This window comes from Bowmanella dokdonensis (assembly GCF_017254865.1).
Classification (GTDB): Bacteria; Pseudomonadota; Gammaproteobacteria; order Enterobacterales; family Alteromonadaceae; genus Bowmanella; species Bowmanella dokdonensis.
Genome location: NZ_JAFKCV010000001.1, coordinates 604,280 through 620,835, shown reverse-complemented (window position 1 = coordinate 620,835; position 16,556 = coordinate 604,280). Strand labels below are relative to the sequence as shown.

Sequence of the window (16,556 nt, the reverse complement as noted above, 5' to 3'; positions counted from 1 at the left end):
GACCAAAACGGTCCACTGTTAAACTTTGTGGAACAATTGTGTGGAGAGATTACTGAATGTGTCGCCCTTTTAGATCATTACCTTGAAGCTGACCAACAGGATTAACCCCCAAACCATCGTTTGAACCAGCTTTTCCCTGGCTCAGCGGACCTGGCTTTGGGGGCAAGTTTTAACAGAGGAGCGAGCTCAGTTTCCAGACCCTGGTAAGGTTTCAGGGAATCCTGGTAGATATCCTGGCGCACTTGCTCAAGACTGGAGGTGGTCACAGTGCGGTCTGATCCGGCCAGGTCAAGCAGATCCTCCTGCCAGGGCAGTCCGATACGCGCCAGGATGCGCTGTATCTGCGCGGCACTGTCCCTGACCAGATCCTCGTACCTCACTTCCAATATTCTGTCTTCACCCAGTTCCTGTTGCCAGAACGTCATCAAGTCCAGGTAGCCCTGATAATAACCGGCCAGGGTTTCCAGGCTGTTGCCATAGCGGTGGAAAGGACTGAAATTCTGTTCGAAGATGGACAGGCAGTTGGCTATGGGATCCCTGACACAATGGATGATGGTGGCCTCAGGGAATGCCTTGGTCAGTACACCAAGATGCATGAAATTGTGTGGCATCTTATCGGTAATATGCCTGTCCCCGGGGGCATAATCGCTCAGATACTGCAGGTAGTCCTGGCTGAATTGCTGCAGTTGCTGTTTGTTCAGCCCGCCGGGACGGTTGAGGTAATCGATCCGCAGAAAATGGGGATGCAAATCATCGGGCAGACCTGGATTAATCTCTGCCAGCAGACTCTGGACCAGGGTGGTTTCACCGGCTGCGAAGACCTGTTGATGATTACCCAGGATTGACTCAACCAGCGTCGTCCCGGAGCGGGGCATCCCCACAATAAAGATGGGCTTGTCGCTGGGCTGATCAATCGCTACTCCGGCATACTGTGGGTAAGACTGCCTGATGGTCTCAAAGGCTTTTAATTCTTTGCCGATTTGGACCTGTTCAGGCGGGCACTGCAGCCTGTTGGCCTGTTTAAGCAATACCAGCCAACGATGCTTGTCACGCTTTTTATAATGGCCAGCCAGTATGTAGGTAAAAGTGGCCTGCACTTGGGAGGACAGCGATTCCAGTCTGGGGTCCCGGGTCAGCGCCGCCAATTCTTCGTCGGACAGGTCAGTCTTCATTACCCGCGCAAGCATCTGCTGTTCCAGATTTCCCCCAGCAAAGCTTTCCACCACTTTCTGTTCGTTTTGCCTGTCCCCCAGAAAACGATAGATGTTGTGCAGGCGCTGTTGTTGCTGCGGATTAAATGGCGCCCCGGTTTGTGCGACGGCCAGGCAGTCCCTGGCCAGCTCCGGGCGATTGGTCTCAACGTAGATGGCGGCTTGTTCAACCAGGCGCTGCGGCACATCGACAATACGGTCGCACAGGGCCAGGGCTTCCCTGAAACGGCTCGCCTGCTTGAGGGTGTCTACCTGGCGCACCAGCATCATATCGCTGAGCAGACCAGAATCAATGGCCTGTTGGTACTGTTCCGCCGCACGGTTGAATAGACCCAGTTCGTAATAACAGGTGCCCAGATTCCTGTGCCACTCCGGGTTCTTGCCGGTGGCCAACGCCCGCTGGAAGTAGTCGGCCGCTTCCCGGTGTTGGTTCTGAAACAGGTAACAACTGCCCAGATTATTCAGGCAGTTGCCATCTTCGGGTTCAAGACTCAGGGCATGGCTGAATCGTTTAGCCGCATCAGAGAACTGGCCACGCTGGAACAGACAGATGCCGAGCATCTTGTTCAGCAAAGGTTGATCGGGCTCTGTCTGCAGCCCCTGTAAAGCCATTTTCTCCACCTCAATCAGATTGCCCTGGGAAAACGCCTGTTTGATCTGTTCCAGTGCCTGGGATTCCATCACCTTTCCTATTGTTGTTCTTCGCGTAAGAATACCGGCTGGGCTGCCGTGGACTGCTCCTGGCTATAGACGTAGCCCGCCGCGCTGAAAGACTGCAGGTCCCGCACTTCGCTGAGCCGGTTTTCGATAATGTATCTGGCCATCATACCGCGCGCCTTTTTGGCAAAGAAACTGATTACCTTGTACTGACCTTTCTTGCAGTCCTTGAATACAGGGGTGATGATGGTCCCATCCAGTTTGTCAGGTTTTACCGATTTGAAGTATTCATTGGACGCCAGATTGATCAATATGTTGTCACCCTGCTCCGCCATCGCCTGATTCAATTTGTCTGTAATCAGCTCACCCCAGAATTCATACAGATCCCTGCCTTGCGGATTAACCAGTTTGGTGCCCATTTCCAATCTGTAGGGCTGCACCAGGTCCAGGGGTCGGAGCAAACCATACAGGCCGGACAGGATCCTCAGATGAGACTGGGCATAGTGCAGATCCTGGCTGGACAGGCTGCTCGCCTGCAATCCCGCATAAACGTCTCCATTAAAGGCCAACACCGCCTGTTTGGCGTTCTCCCGGTTAAAGGGTTGCGACCAATTGTGATATCGCTCCACATTCAGATGTGCCAGTTTGTCACTGATATGCATCAGGCTGCCGACCTGGGCAGGTGACAGATCCCGGCACACCTTAATCAGTTGTTGGGCTTGGTCCAACAGGTCGGGCTGAGTGAACTCAGAAAGAGGCGGAGGGTTGTCATAATCCAGATTCTTGGCGGGCGAAAGCACGATCAGCATAAAACCTCCTGGCTGATAAAAGCCGCTACTATAGCCACTGCACCGGGCAGGCTCAAATGACTTAGACCAATGCTGTTCACCGGACTAGTGACAACGGTCCATCGCCAAGGCAAGAAGCCCCGCCGTGACAGCGGTCCGTAGTTACAGATTCCATGGTTTTTTATTCCCTTAATGCAGGGGATTATCCAGGGCATCCAGCAATGCCTGCTGGGTTTTATCGTCGAATGCACAGAAAATCACCTTGCGGATATCAGGATATTTACCGATTTCTGTGGTGACCGTCTGTACGGCTATTTGGCAAGCCTCCTGCAGAGGGTAGCCATAGGCACCACAACTGATGGCCGGAAAGGCAATGGATTTAAGATCATGCGCAGCCGCCAGAGCCAGGCTGTGGCGGTAGCAGTCGGCCAGCAAATCGGCTTCCTTGTGGCTGCCGCCCTGCCAGACAGGGCCCACAGTATGGATGACATGGGCCGAGGGCAGATTGAAGCCCGGTGTAAGCTTAGCCTGACCTATGTCGCATCCGCCCAGCTTGCGGCAATATGCCAGCAGTTTTGGACCGGCGGCCCGATGGATGGCTCCATCCACCCCGCCGCCGCCCTGCAGGCTCTGATTGGCGGCATTGACAATAGCGTCCACCGCCAACTCGGTGATATCGCCTTTTAATACGGTTATTTTGGCGTTCATCTGGGCCTGACTCCTGCTTCGGGTTAAACTTCTGCTACGGATATCATATCAATTCCATCCGACAATGGATTGCACAACACCAACGGCCGTGAGTGAACAACCCATGGCCAGCTTTTGTCTTACAACAAAACACAATATGCCAGAGACAATTCGTCATAGAGGACAGCGGCTTTTTGTTGTAAATTTACGTAATCAAATTACATAAAGAGGATGCCATGGCTAATCAACTGGAGTCTTTAAAGAAAATTACTACTGTGGTCGCCGACACGGGCGATATCGAAGCGATCCGGAAATACCATCCCGTTGATGCCACCACCAACCCTTCCCTGCTGCTCAAAGCCGCCCAGTTGCCCCAGTATCAGGCTCTGATCGAAAAATCCGTGGCCTGGGCCAAGAGTCAGTCCAATGATGAGCAGCAGCAGATTATCGATGCCGGCGACATGCTGGCGGTCAATATAGGTTGCGAAATTCTCAACCTGATTCCCGGTCGCATCTCCACCGAAGTGGATGCACGACTGTCATTTGATACACAGGGCAGTATTGAAAAAGCCCGCAAGCTGGTTGGCCTGTATAAACAGGCCGGTATAGGCAAAGAACGTATCCTGATTAAGCTGGCTTCCACCTGGGAAGGTATTCGTGCCGCGGAGAAACTGGAGCAGGAAGGTATCAACTGTAACCTTACCCTTTTATTCAGCTTTGTCCAGGCCAGGGCCTGCGCCGAAGCCGGCGTGTTTCTGATTTCCCCGTTTGTCGGCCGCATCCTGGACTGGTACAAAGCCAATACGGACAAGAAGGACTATGCGCCTGCAGAGGATCCGGGCGTACAGTCTGTGACGCAGATTTATCAGTATTATAAGGACCATGGCTACAAAACGGTGGTGATGGGCGCCAGCTTCCGCAACGTTGGTGAAATCACTGAACTGGCAGGCTGTGACCGACTGACGATCAGCCCGGACCTGCTTGAGCAACTGGCACAGACCGACACACCGCTGGAGACCAGGCTCAAAGACCAGGGCAAGACCAAACAGCCGGGTGAGCGCATCGATGAGCAGAACTTCCGCTGGCAGATGAATGAAGACGCCATGGCCACCGAGAAACTGGCCCAGGGCATTCGCAACTTTGCCGCCGACCAGGTCAAACTGGAAACCATGCTCAAGGGCTTTTTCTGATTCCTGTGCCCTTTGAATCGAGCCCGCTGTGCGGGCTTGTTATTTTAAGCATTCTGGCCGGTGCTAGCGGCCACCCTGACGTGGAGAGAATATGACGAGCCTGACCCAATTGCCTGCCTGGCAACAGCTGCAATCCCTGAGCAGAAACCTGGCCGGCGAGCATATGCGTGACTGGTTTAATCAGGATCCGGGGAGAGCAGACCGTTACAGCCTGGAAGCCTGCGGCATCCGACTGGATTACTCAAAGAATCTGATTAATGACCAAATCCTCGCAGGCTTGTTTGACCTGGCCAACGAGCGGCAGGTGGGCAATAAGCGTGACGCCATGTTTGCCGGCGAGATAGTCAACCATACTGAGGGTCGGGCCGTTTTACATACGGCTCTGCGTAATTTTTCCGGTAAACCGGTAATGGTGAACGGTGAAGATGTCATGCCAGAAGTGCTGGCCACCCAGGACAAGATCAGAAACTTTGTCGAGCGCATTCATTCAGGACAACACAAAGGCTATACGGGCAAGCCTATAAAACAGGTGGTCAGCATAGGCATTGGTGGCTCTTTTCTGGGCCCCAAGATTATGTTCGAAGCCCTTAAACCCTATTGGCACCAGGCCATCACATTACATTTCGTGGCTAACGTGGACGGCTGCCATATTCAGGACGTGCTGTCTGGCCTCGACCATGAAGAAACCCTGCTGGTCATGTCCTCCAAATCCTTTACCACACAGGAAACCCTGCAGAATACCCTGACGGCCAGAGACTGGTTCCTGAAATCCGGCGGTGGCCGGCAGGATATCGCCAGGCACTTTATCTGCGTGTCCTCCAATATCCAGGCGGCTACCGAATTTGGCATCGACGAGGAGAATATTTTTCCCATGTGGGACTGGGTCGGCGGACGCTACTCCCTCTGGTCGGCCATCGGCCTGCCCATTGCACTGGGGCTTGGCTATAAACATTATCGCGAGCTGCTCGAAGGCGCCTATGCCATGGATCGCCACTTTGCCGAAGCTCCCATGCAGCAGAACCTGCCGGTTCTGATGGCGCTGCTGGGAATCTGGTATGTGAATTTCTTCGGAGCCCAGAGCCATGTGCTGTTGCCCTATTATCACTACCTGCGTGGTTTCCCCGCTTATGTTCAGCAGCTTGACATGGAAAGCAACGGCAAGTCCGTCGCCGGCAATGCAGAACAGGTTGATTACTCTACCGGACCGGTTATCTGGGGCAGTGAAGGCACCAACGGGCAACACTCATTTCATCAGTTGATTCATCAGGGACAAGTGCTGATCCCGGCGGATTTCATGCTGCCGCTGAATGTCCACAACCAGAACGAGGCTCACCATGCCATGCTGGCGTCCAACTGCTTTGGCCAGAGCCAGGCGCTGATGCAGGGCAAGAGCTATGATGAAGCCTATGCGGAACTGGCTGGAAAAGGGCTCAGCGAAGATAAACGCGTTTCCCTGGCCACCCATAAGACCATGCCGGGGAACAAGCCGAGCAACACGTTACTGTTCGGACAGCTGGATGCCAGGACGCTGGGGGCACTCGTGGCGCTGTATGAGCATAAAGTCTTTGTGCAGGGTGCTATCTGGGGGGTGAATTCCTTCGATCAGTGGGGGGTGGAGCTGGGTAAAGTGCTGGGTAACAATATCCTCGCCAAACTGCAGAAGGCCGATGCCGATCTGGACTTCGACGCCTCCACCAATGCCCTGATCAGTCATTTCAGACAAGCCAACCCGGGGGCTTAAGTTGCCCGGCAAGACGTCCCGGTGACTGTCACTGTGTCACTTGCCGGCCTCAGCATCGACCCGGGTCGGCAGGGTGAGTCTGAAGCAGCTCCCCTGCCCCGGGTGTGACTCGGCCTTGATGCTGCCCTTAAGTTTGGCGGTGGCCAGGTTATAACAGATGGACAATCCCAGGCCCGAGCCGCCCTGACCTCTTTTAGTGGTAAAAAACGGTAGGAATATCTGTTTCAGGACGCCCTCTTCCATACCCTTGCCATTGTCCACGAACAGGATTTCCACCTGTTGGCCATTATGTGGCCTGATGCGGACCTGAATCTGGTTGTCCTGACCATTATCAAAGGCGTGGGTACAGGCATTGTTGGCCAGATTGGTCAGGATCTGTGCCAGAGCTCCCGGATAGCTATGCATGGCGAAAGACCCGGGGGCCTGCAAATCCAGTTTCACCTGACGGGTCTTGAGCAGCGGCATCAGGCTGGACATCACTATGTGAACATAGTCGCTCAGCTCAAAATCTGTCAGGGCCAGATTATGCTGATCCACAGCGGTTTTCTTAAAGTTCTGGATCAGCTCTGCCGCCCGCTGCAGATTGTCATTCACCAGTTTGAGACTCTGACCCATATTGCTTAGCTTGGACTGCATGGCCTTTTTCGAGAGGGTATTGCTCAGCACAGCTTCGTTCAGGGTGGTGAGCAGATACTGGCAGTGGCTGGCGCCGGTGACCGCGATACCCAGAGGAGTATTGACCTCATGGGCTACTCCGGAGACCAGACTGCCCAGGCTGGCCATCTTTTCATTCTCAATCAGCTGTTGCTGGGCCATTTTCAGGGTTTCCAGAGTCTGTTCCAGGCTGGCCGTTCGTTTATTTACCAGTTGTTCCAATGACTGATTGGTCTGTTCCAGTTGTCTGGCGTAGTCGTCGCGCTCTTTGGCGCTGATGGCCCGGCCTACCAGATCGGCCAGGGCAGCGGAGAAAGTCAGTTCATCTTCGGTCCATACTCTGGGCTTACCTATATGCTCGCAGCAGACTATGCCGACCATGTTACCGCGGTGACGAATGGGCAAATCCAGCAGGGAAGTAATTCCCAGAGGCTCAAGATAACCTTCGGTGAATTCACGGGTTGCCGAGTGGCTGCGGGCATCGTGGGCGGCAATAGCCCGTTCGCTGTCCAGTGCCTGGAAGTACCTGGGATATTGGTCCCGGGTCAGGACCATGTCTTCCCCATGAGTCTGGTGATGCAAATCGATCTGCAAGGAGCAGCGAATGCTGCTGGATGCTTCATCCAGCATCCAGATTCCGGCCCGTTTGATGGAGAGTCCCTTGAGCAGACTGTGCAGAATGAGTTCTTCCGCCTCATTCATATCTCCTTTATCGATCAGAGACGACTTGGAGACTTCGAGCAGCAGGTTTTCCAGAGTGGGCAACATAGCAATCCTTCTGTCGACCTCTGGGGCCGTTTACCGGAATGATACCAACCGGATTAATCCCCGTTCTTACACATCAAGGTAATCCTAGCGCAGATCCATACAAAGGGCTTACGGCTGACCTGCACAACCGGACAGAGGGAAACCCACTCCTTCGCTTTTTGGTATAAGACTTGCGTAGGTCTGCTTGATCATTACAGGGAATTTGCTCCTCAGGATCAATAACCTGCCCTGATGTCACAAAAGCGTCACGATTTGTTAATAAAAAGTAAAAAAAGCTGTTCTACTTTAGTTTCAGCTGTGGTACACAATAGATGCGGTAAACAAACAAGGAGATCTCACGTGGATCAGTCAGATTTGATGTCTATGCTCGACTTAGAGTCCCGTCCCGCCAAGAACAAAAGCAAAAAACGTAAGTGGAGAGAGATCGAAGCCATACACGACCAGTACCGGCTTCGCCGCGAACTGGCCGATATGGACATGCTACTGGATTACGAACTGAGCGAATCCGAAATGTAACCCGAAAAAGCCCTGCCCTGCAGGGCTTTTTGCATTTCAGTTCAGGTAACCCTGGAGCACCGAATGATTAGATTATGATCAGCAGCGGAGGCTGAAATCCGCTCATCCGGCGTTACGGCTGCTTGAAAGATTGACGGGTGCTCAATCAGGCTAAATCTGCCAGTCGATGGGGTATTTTCCCTGTTCTTGCAGATAGACGTTGGTGCGGGAAAAGTGTTTGCAGCCGAAAAAACCCCTGTGCGCAGACAACGGGCTGGGGTGCGGAGCAGTCATGACACAATGGCGGCTCCTGTCCACTATGCTGCCCTTTTTCTGGGCATGGCTGCCCCATAACAGGAAGACCAGCCCTTCACAGTGCTGATTCAGTTGCTCAATTACTTTGTCTGTAAATTCCTCCCAACCTATCTTGGCATGGGAGTGAGCCTGGCCCTGCTGTACCGTCAGCACTGTATTAAGCAGTAACACACCCTGTTCTGCCCAATGGGTCAGACAACCATGGTCCGGATAGTGAAAGCCGGCAATGTCCTGCTGTAATTCCTTGAATATGTTCACCAGTGAAGGGGGCGGGGCGACACCTGGCTGCACGGAAAAACACAGGCCATGAGCCTGATTGGGACCATGGTAGGGATCCTGCCCCAGGATAACTACCCTGACTTTCTCCAGCGGCGTCATCTTGAATGCGTTGAAGACATCCTCCCTGGGGGGGTAGATGACCTTATTGGCCTCACGCTCCTCCTGCACGAATTGCATGATTTTCCTGAAATAGGGCTTTTCCTTCTCAGCGCCCAGAATATCCTGCCAGCTCGTCACTCGCCCACCAGTTCAAACAGGGTCTTCTTCAAGGCCGGATAATCGGCTCCCTGGCAAAGAGACAGTCCTTCCTTACCCGCCACTTCCGCCAGGGCAGGCGGCAGACTGATGGGTTGCCCCAGCACGTTCTCCACTGTGTCACGGAACTTGGCCGGATGGGCGGTGCCCAGGAATATTCCTGTCTGGCCTTGCTCAAGGGCACGGGTAAGTGCCTTATAGGCCACCGCCGCATGAGGCTCACTGATATAACCCAGGGCAGCCAGCTGACGCATGGATAATTGGGTATATTCCTCGTCGATGGCGTCGGTTCTCAACAGGGCTTTGTCCAGATAACCTTGCTCAAACAGGGCTTCGATCCTCGGCCAATTGTTGGGCTGACTGACATCCATAGCATTGGACAAGGTTGCCTTCGTGGCCCTGGGTTGCCACTGGCCACTGCGCCAGTAGCGTGGCACCGTGTCGTTCAGGTTGGTCGACGCCACAAAGCGCTGAACGGGCAGGCCCAGTACGCGGGCGAACATGCCGGCGGTCAGGTTGCCAAAGTTGCCTGACGGTACCGATATCAGCAGGTTGTCTCGCTGTTCCAGTTGGGCCACGGCTTCAAAGTAGTAACAGATTTGCGCCAGCAGGCGACTGATATTAATGGAATTGGCCGAATTGAGGTGCAGGCCCTGACGGGTTTCTTCGTCATCGAAACTGCTTTTTACCAGTTGCTGGCACTGGTCGAAATCCCCTTCGATGGCAATGGTGTGAATATTGTCACCCAGGGTTGTGAAAAGCTTTTCCTGCAACAGGCTGATCTTGTCCTTAGGATAGAGGATCACCACCTGGATATTGTCCAGACCGTGAAAGGCATGGGCAACCGCGGCTCCAGTATCTCCCGAGGTTGCAGTCAGAATGGTAATCTTCTCACCTTTGGCCAGCTCGGCCAGGCACTGGGCCATAAACCTGGCGCCAAAATCCTTGAAGGCCAGGGTGGGCCCGTGGAACAGCTCCAGGCAATAAACATTGTCTTCTACTTTGGCCAGGGGCGCCGGGAAATTGAACGCCGTGGCAACCATGTCGTCCAGCCTGTTCCTCGGTATTTCACTGCCGATAAGACGCGACAATATCTCGCTGCTCCTTTCTGCCAACGGCAGTTTCAGCAAGGCGTCTATGTCTTCAAAACGGGGCAGGTGGGCGGGAAAGAACAGCCCCTGTTTGCTGCCCAGGCCTTGCTTGACGGCCTGGGCAAAGCTGACCCGCTCGCCGGGTTCCTTTAAGTTAAACAGTTCCAATCTCTATACCTTTTTTACGCTGGACCCATGCAGGTCCAATTGACAAACATGGCTGAAGCCATCGGCATTTTGCACATAATGCTGTGCCAGCCAGTCGCGGATACGATTGGCCCGGTCCAACTGCTCACTGACAGCAAACACTGTGGGCCCTGAGCCGGAGATACCGAAAGCCAGCGCGCCCTGCCCCGTGGCATAATCACGGGCGGCATCGAAACCGGGTAACAGCCGTTTGCGATGGGGCTCGGCGATGACATCCTGCATGACCGACGCTGCCAGCTTGCGATTTCCGCTATGCAGGGCATGCACAAAGACGCCCAACTGGCGACCGAAAGTCAGGGTATCGGTCATAGTAATCATTTTGGGCAAAATCGCCCGGGCCTCGGCAGTGGACACCTTGATGCCCGAGTAACAGATCACCCAGTACCAGTCGTCAAACACCGGCAGGGACAGGGCGATATTGCCGACCTGCCCCGCCATCAACACCAACCCACCCAAATAACAGGGAGCCACATTATCGTAGTGGACGCTGCCGCTGATTTGCCCTTCCAGTTCTCCCATCATCAGCAGCATTTCATCGGCATTGAAGGGCTCACCGTAATAGGCGTTCAGGCCATGCAAAGCCGCCACCACCGAACTGGCGCTTGAGCCAAGGCCGCTGCCAATAGGCAGATTTTTATACAATACCATGGCACAGGGAGCAACCTTACCACCCCGTTCAGCCAGCCGGTTGATAAAGTGATGGTAACAATGGGTCAGAATGTTCTCGTCGGGATTGTCGGGCAGCTTGTGGGCAAAGGGCCCCTGGATTTGCAGTGAATAACTGTCTGCCGGCAACACTTCGACTTCATCGCCCAGTGGACTGCCGTCAACCGGACGCAACGCAGCACCCAGTAAATCAAAGCCCAGACTGACATTTCCTATGGAGGCGGGCGCATAGGCCCGATACCGCTCATACGCCATGTTGGCTTACTCCTGCTTCCAGGGCATAGTGCGCAATACATCGGCAAAGACGCCGGCCGCGGTCACTGCCGCACCAGCCCCATAACCGCGGATCACAAAGGGAATGGGCTGATAATAATGACTGTGGATAGCCAGGGCATTTTCCCCATCCTTGACTACGTACAGGGGATGTTTGCTGTCCACTGCCTGGATGCCCACTTTGCACTGGCCTTGTTCGATGGTTCCTACATAGCGCAATACCTTACCCTCTTGTTGCGCCCTTTGCAGCAATTCCTGATAGACAGGATCCAGGGTGACCAGATTGTCGAGAAACGTCTGAACTGAACCTGAGTCATCAAAATCGTCGGGCAGAATGGATTCGATCTCGATATCTTGAAGCTCCCGCTGCAGACCCGATTCGCGGGCCATGATCAGCAGTTTTCGGGCTACATCCATGCCACTCAGATCGTCCCTGGGATCCGGCTCGGTATAACCTTTTTCACGGGCGATGCGGGTCGCTTCGGACAGGCTCAACCCCTCTTCGAGCTTACCGAAAATAAAGGACAGGGAGCCTGACAGTATGCCCTCAAAACGCACCAGTTCATCCCCCGCATAGATCAGTTTCTGCAGGTTGTCGATGACAGGCAGGCCGGCACCTACTGTGGTTTCATACAGAAACTGGCGGCGGGTCTTCTGGGCCGTTTCACGCAGGGCAGCATAAAAATCCATTCCCTTGGTATTGGCCTTTTTGTTGGGCGTGACCACATGAAAGCCCGCCTGCATCATGTCCAGATACTGATCGGCCACCTGGGTACTGGTGGTGCAATCGATAATCACCGGATTGACCAAGCTGTTTTCCTGCACGAACTCTTCGAGTACCGGTAATGACAGGGTTTGTTTGCTCTGACCGAGCTGGTCACGCCAGCCGTTTTCCAGCTCGATGCCGCCGGGCCGCAGCAACAGGGCCCGGCTGTTGGCTATGCCATATACTTTAAGGCTGATATTGCGGTTCAGCAGTTGTTTCTGCTGGCGACTTATCTGACTGAGCAATTCACTGCCCACCGTGCCGCAACCGACCAGAAAGGCATCGATTGTGTGGAGATTGGAGAAGAAATTCTGGTGCACGACCTTCACGGCCTCCCTGGCTTTGTGAGATTCGATAACGGCGGAAATGGATCGCTCAGAGGACCCCTGGGCAATGGCGACGATATTTACCCGCGCCTGGGCCAGGGAACTGAAGAACTTGGCCGCCAGCCCCTTGACCTTGCGCATGCCGTCCCCCACCAGGGTGACAATGGCCAGTTCCTGGCGCATTTCAATAGGCTCCAACAACTGATTGGCCAATTCCAGCTTGAATGCCTCCTCCAGCAGGGCCAGGGCACGATTGGCGTCCTTACTGTGGATACAGAAGCTGATGCTGTATTCGCTGGAGGACTGGGTAATCAGGCTGATAGAGATATTCCCATTGGAAATCACCTCAAACACCCGGCTGGCCATGCCCACCATGCCCTTCATGCCGGGACCGGCCACGTTGAACATGGTGATGTCAGACAAGTGAGAAATGCCCTTGACGCTGGTCCAGACTTCGCTGGGTTCATTGCTGATCAGGGTACCCGGAGCGCTGGGATTAAGGGTATTGCGGATCAGACAGGGGATATGATGCTGGGCAATGGGGCCGATGGTTTTGGGGTGCAGCACCTTGGCGCCGAAATACGACAGCTCCATGGCTTCCTGGTAGGTCAGCTTATCCAGCAGCACCGCTCCTTCCACCTGATTGGGGTCGGCATTGTAAACCCCGTCCACATCGGTCCAGATTTCACAGCAGTCAGAGTCGATACAGGCGGCCAGGATGGCAGCGGAATAGTCTGAACCATTGCGGCCCAGCGTGACTTTTTCACCCTTATCGTTAGCCGCCACGAAGCCGGGCATGATCAGCATGGTCCCCTTGCCTGTGGGCACATCGTCAAATCTGGCTTTGCTGACCGCCACATCGGCAATACTGTCAAGATAATCGCCCTCGGCCAGCACATATCGGACCGGGTCGATAATCAGGTTGTCATGGCCCAGGGCGCTGATAACGCCGCTGAAAATATTGACGCTGACATATTCACCCAGGCTGAGAATCTTGGCTGTAACCGCATCGGGGCTGCAATGAATCAGCCTGATACCCTCGAGGTTATGGTGAAGTTCAGTCAGCAGCTCGTCGATATACGCCAGCAAACGTTGATCGTCGAAACCGGGGAGTTTAATGGCCAGCTCATTGACGATGCCGTTAAGGGTCATGGAAAGTTTTTCGAACAATTCCTGGTAATCTTTCCCGGCAATGGCCAGATCCACCAGCAGCGAGAGGGCATTCGTGACGCCCTTGGGTGCGGACAATACCACCGCAGCGCCGGTTTGCAGATGGGTTTGCAGGGTAATGTCCTTGACCATCAAGTATCGTTCGGCATCGGCCAGGGAAGACCCCCCAAATTTCATTACCTTCATCTGCTGCTCCTGTTGTTTAACTCAAATCTTCCGGGTGTTGCTTTTCCCCGGCCCGGAAATTAAAAAAGCCCGCTTCCTTTTGGGTCGCGGGCTTGTTGGTATTTCTTTTGCGCACTAGCCAGCGACCACATCCCTTGGGGTGGTAATCGTCATCATGCTGGTGGTGTGGCGGATGGTTTTCATGCGTTTCAATTTGCCATATAGACGTCTATACGTCAACAATCCATTTGGCTATAAGTTATTCGACCAGACTGGCCTGAAAGAGTCCGTACATTTCCAGTATGGCCCCCAAGCGTTCTGCTTTAACCGGTTTGTTGATGAAATCCAGGGCCCCGAGACTCATGACCCTGTCCTTCATTTGCGGCTGGATATCACCCGAGATCACGATCACAAAAGTTTCCCATTTATGCTCGCGTATGGCTTCCAGTATCTGCACCCCGTCCATCTCCGGCATGGTCAGGTCCAGCAGCACCAGACCAAAATGTTGGTTCTGCAGCGCCTGGACGGCTTCCCGGCCATTGGCCGCATAGGTGACATCCACCAGCCAGTCCCTGGGCAGGGCTTTTCTGGCCGACTTTCTGGCCAGCATAGAGTCGTCACAAATCAAGATGGGAAATCCGTTCACTGGTATTGCCTTCTCTTTTATCGTTATTATGTCGGTTAGTCCGGCCGCCACGGTGGCAGCCCTTACTCCATACCGTCCCTGTCCGGAGGTGGTTTGCTGCAAACTTCTAACCCACAGGCTATGGCCTATCAAATCCTCAAGGGTTTTGAACAAAGCTTTCGCTGGTACAGCCGCATCACCGGTGCCGCGCAGCAACGCTTTGAACAGGCCAGGTGGGCCGATGCCCAGGCCGCCTCCAGGGAACGTATTGCCATTTATGACCAGAGTCTGGCGGCCGTTGTCAGCGACATTTACCAGAGCCTCCATCCCCACCTGCAGGATAAGACCTTCTGGCTGGACCTGAAGCACCAATACCTTAAACAATTGGCCGATCACCCGCAATTCGAATTGGCCGAGACCTTTTACAATTCGGTCATCGGACGGCTCTTCAAACACCGGCGTATCGACGACGACATCATGTTTGTGCTGCCCAGTCGCTGCTATCTGGCCGGACAGGTGCGACAATCCCTGGTTAACCAATTTGATGCCAGCGGCACTATCAACCAGACCCTGCTTGCCATAATGGGCAGATATCGTTTCAAGCTTGAGTTTGAAGATATGCCCCGGGACTTGGGGTATGTGGAACGCTATTTACGTGACACCTTCAGCACCCGGGAGCTTGCACGGATTCGGTCGGTGGAAATTCTCCAGCCGGTGTTCTTCCGCAATAAGGCGGCCTATCTGATTGGCCGCATGTGGGCAGATGACCGGCAGATCCCCTTTATTCTGCCCATCCTCCACAACCGCCAGGGCCAGCTCTTTATCGACACCCTGCTGACCGCCAAACGGGATCTAAGCGTGCTGTTCGGCTTTGCCCGTTCCTATTTTATGGTGGATACCCAACATCCGGCCGAAGTGGTGGCTTTTCTGCAGGAACTGTTACCCAACAAGAAGCATTTTGAACTCTATATATCCCTCGGTTACTACAAACATGGCAAAACGGTCTTTTACCGCAATTTTCTCCAGCATCTGCAACAAAGTCAGGATCTGTTCGAAGCGGCGCCGGGGATCCGCGGCCTGGTGATGGCGGTCTTTCACCTGCCCTCCTATGGGGTGGTGTTCAAGGTGATCAAGGACGAATTTGCCGAGAGCAAGAAAATCACCCGGCAGCATGTCAAAGACTGCTACCGGCTGGTCAAGATGCATGACAGGGTCGGACGCATGGCCGACACCCATGAATATGTGAACTTCCGTCTGCCCAGACACAGGATCAGCCAGGCCCTGCTCGACGAGCTTCTCGATGTGGCCCGCAGTAGTATTGAACTGACTGACACTGAAATCATCATCACCCATTTGTATATTGAGCGTAAAATGACGCCGCTGAATATCTTTCTGGAGCAGGAAACGGACGAGCAGAAAATTCATCATGCCATCGACGATCTGGGTCTTTGCATCAAGCAGATTGCCGCTGCCAACATTTTCCCCGGTGACATGCTGCATAAAAACTTCGGCATTACCCGCCACGGCCGGGTTATCTTCTATGACTATGATGAGATCTGTTATATGGCCGAGCGAAATTTCCGGGAACTGCCCAGATCAGACGATCCCTATGCGCTGGATACCCTGTCTGTGGCACCGGATGATGTGTTCCCTGAGCAATTCGAACACTTTATTGTCGGAAAACGCCATCTCAAGGCGCTGTTGAAACAGCTACACCCGGAACTGATGGATCCCCGCTGGTGGCGACAGGTCCAACAGGAAGTGGCCAGGGGCAAACTGAAAGATGTGCTGCCTTACCCGGAATCGCAACGTTTTATCCGCCGCTATCCGGCAGGGCCACCAGGCTGACCGCTTCCCACATCAACAGCAACGAGCAGATAAAGCCTGTCGCCCAGACCAGGCTGCGTAGCTTGTCCCAGTCCAGCAGATAACAGATATGATAAGCCACCCTGGCCAGCACAAAGCCCACCGCCAGGGTCTCGGTAAACATACTGACGGCGTCGGTGGCAATCACCCCAAGGGCTCCGGGGGTGAACAGTACCAGGGCTTCGAAGGCGTTTTCGTGACCAGCCTTGGCCCTGGCGCCAAATCCGGTCAGTCGGGCCTGCTGGGAGCGGGGATGATGATTGTCGTAACCACCATCGCGCACCTGGGCCAAAGCCAGAGGTGCCTTGGCCAGAATCGGCAGCAGGGTGGCGATAAACAGACAAAGCAGAATCATGTACAT

Annotated in this window: 14 protein-coding genes; 4 read left to right on the top strand and 10 right to left on the bottom strand. The window is 54.1% G+C overall.

The annotated features are described in order from the left end of the window. Positions 1-101: 101 nt before the first annotated feature. From J0A66_RS02850 to J0A66_RS02840, 3 genes are all read right to left on the bottom strand, one after another. Positions 102-1,892, bottom strand: coding sequence for a tetratricopeptide repeat-containing sulfotransferase family protein (locus J0A66_RS02850; protein WP_206572245.1), 1,791 nt, complete (start codon positions 1,890-1,892; stop codon positions 102-104). An 8-nt stretch (positions 1,893-1,900) separates the two neighbouring features. Beyond that, on the bottom strand, positions 1,901-2,677 hold the full coding sequence (gene yaaA / locus J0A66_RS02845) for a peroxide stress protein YaaA (RefSeq protein ID WP_206572244.1): 777 nt from the start codon (positions 2,675-2,677) through the stop codon (positions 1,901-1,903). A 168-nt stretch (positions 2,678-2,845) separates the two neighbouring features. Further along, positions 2,846-3,364 carry an O-acetyl-ADP-ribose deacetylase gene (locus tag J0A66_RS02840; protein WP_206572243.1) on the bottom strand — a complete coding sequence of 173 codons (519 nt, stop codon included), beginning with the start codon at positions 3,362-3,364 and terminating at the stop codon, positions 2,846-2,848. 215 nt (positions 3,365-3,579) lie between these two features. On the opposite strand from J0A66_RS02840, the gene tal reads away from it, so the two are divergent. Both tal and pgi read left to right on the top strand, forming a co-directional pair. Beyond that, positions 3,580-4,533, top strand: coding sequence for a transaldolase (gene tal, locus J0A66_RS02835; RefSeq protein WP_206572242.1), 954 nt, complete (start codon positions 3,580-3,582; stop codon positions 4,531-4,533). 91 nt (positions 4,534-4,624) lie between these two features. After that, a complete protein-coding gene (gene pgi, locus J0A66_RS02830) occupies positions 4,625-6,274 on the top strand; it encodes a glucose-6-phosphate isomerase (protein ID WP_206572241.1) in 1,650 nt (549 codons plus the stop codon). A 36-nt stretch (positions 6,275-6,310) separates the two neighbouring features. Here pgi and J0A66_RS02825 read toward each other — a convergent pair whose 3' ends face one another. After that, the gene (locus tag J0A66_RS02825; RefSeq protein WP_206572240.1) at positions 6,311-7,696 is read right to left on the bottom strand and encodes a sensor histidine kinase; all 1,386 of its coding nucleotides are present in this window, start codon (positions 7,694-7,696) and stop codon (positions 6,311-6,313) included. Positions 7,697-8,035: 339 nt separating this feature from the next. Here J0A66_RS02825 and J0A66_RS02820 point away from each other — a divergent pair, with 339 nt between their 5' ends. Beyond that, the gene (locus J0A66_RS02820) at positions 8,036-8,212 is read left to right on the top strand and encodes a DUF3545 family protein (protein WP_206572239.1); all 177 of its coding nucleotides are present in this window, start codon (positions 8,036-8,038) and stop codon (positions 8,210-8,212) included. A gap of 150 nt (positions 8,213-8,362) precedes the next feature. Here J0A66_RS02820 and ung read toward each other — a convergent pair whose 3' ends face one another. The 5 genes from ung to J0A66_RS02795 all read right to left on the bottom strand — a co-directional run bounded on the left by ung (position 8,363) and on the right by J0A66_RS02795 (position 14,350). Further along, positions 8,363-9,022, bottom strand: a complete 660-nt coding sequence (gene ung, locus J0A66_RS02815; RefSeq protein ID WP_206572238.1) for a uracil-DNA glycosylase — start codon at positions 9,020-9,022, stop codon at positions 8,363-8,365. Beyond that, entirely contained in the window at positions 9,019-10,299 is a 1,281-nt protein-coding gene (thrC, locus tag J0A66_RS02810) for a threonine synthase (RefSeq protein WP_206572237.1), read from the bottom strand. The genes ung and thrC overlap by 4 nt, the downstream gene beginning before the upstream one ends. 3 nt (positions 10,300-10,302) lie before the next feature. Then, on the bottom strand, positions 10,303-11,259 hold the full coding sequence (thrB, locus tag J0A66_RS02805) for a homoserine kinase (protein ID WP_206572236.1): 957 nt from the start codon (positions 11,257-11,259) through the stop codon (positions 10,303-10,305). Positions 11,260-11,265: 6 nt separating this feature from the next. Continuing rightward, positions 11,266-13,725 (bottom strand): bifunctional aspartate kinase/homoserine dehydrogenase I, encoded by a 2,460-nt coding sequence (gene thrA, locus J0A66_RS02800; RefSeq protein ID WP_206572235.1) that lies wholly within the window; start codon positions 13,723-13,725, stop codon positions 11,266-11,268. 238 nt (positions 13,726-13,963) lie between these two features. Continuing rightward, positions 13,964-14,350: a response regulator gene (locus tag J0A66_RS02795; protein ID WP_338143855.1), complete on the bottom strand. Its 387-nt coding sequence runs from the start codon at positions 14,348-14,350 to the stop codon at positions 13,964-13,966. Between the two features lie 120 nt (positions 14,351-14,470). Here J0A66_RS02795 and aceK point away from each other — a divergent pair, with 120 nt between their 5' ends. Then, positions 14,471-16,177 carry a bifunctional isocitrate dehydrogenase kinase/phosphatase gene (aceK, locus tag J0A66_RS02790; RefSeq protein ID WP_206572340.1) on the top strand — a complete coding sequence of 569 codons (1,707 nt, stop codon included), beginning with the start codon at positions 14,471-14,473 and terminating at the stop codon, positions 16,175-16,177. On the opposite strand, the gene J0A66_RS02785 is transcribed toward aceK, so the two are convergent. Beyond that, entirely contained in the window at positions 16,143-16,556 is a 414-nt protein-coding gene (locus J0A66_RS02785; protein ID WP_206572234.1) for an MAPEG family protein, read from the bottom strand. The genes aceK and J0A66_RS02785 overlap by 35 nt on opposite strands.

Excerpts from the sequence above, each read along its gene's own strand:
- J0A66_RS02840 (WP_206572243.1), bottom strand. The coding sequence starts at position 3,364 with ATGAACGCCAAAATAACCGTATTAAAAGGCGATATCACCGAGTTGGCG.
- thrA (WP_206572235.1), bottom strand. The coding sequence starts at position 13,725 with ATGAAGGTAATGAAATTTGGGGGGTCTTCCCTGGCCGATGCCGAACGA.
- yaaA (WP_206572244.1), bottom strand. The coding sequence starts at position 2,677 with ATGCTGATCGTGCTTTCGCCCGCCAAGAATCTGGATTATGACAACCCT.
- J0A66_RS02825 (WP_206572240.1), bottom strand. The coding sequence starts at position 7,696 with ATGTTGCCCACTCTGGAAAACCTGCTGCTCGAAGTCTCCAAGTCGTCT.
- J0A66_RS02785 (WP_206572234.1), bottom strand. The coding sequence starts at position 16,556 with ATGTACATGATTCTGCTTTGTCTGTTTATCGCCACCCTGCTGCCGATT.
- aceK (WP_206572340.1), top strand. The coding sequence starts at position 14,471 with ATGGCCTATCAAATCCTCAAGGGTTTTGAACAAAGCTTTCGCTGGTAC.
- thrB (WP_206572236.1), bottom strand. The coding sequence starts at position 11,259 with ATGGCGTATGAGCGGTATCGGGCCTATGCGCCCGCCTCCATAGGAAAT.
- pgi (WP_206572241.1), top strand. The coding sequence starts at position 4,625 with ATGACGAGCCTGACCCAATTGCCTGCCTGGCAACAGCTGCAATCCCTG.
- J0A66_RS02850 (WP_206572245.1), bottom strand. The coding sequence starts at position 1,892 with ATGGAATCCCAGGCACTGGAACAGATCAAACAGGCGTTTTCCCAGGGC.
- tal (WP_206572242.1), top strand. The coding sequence starts at position 3,580 with ATGGCTAATCAACTGGAGTCTTTAAAGAAAATTACTACTGTGGTCGCC.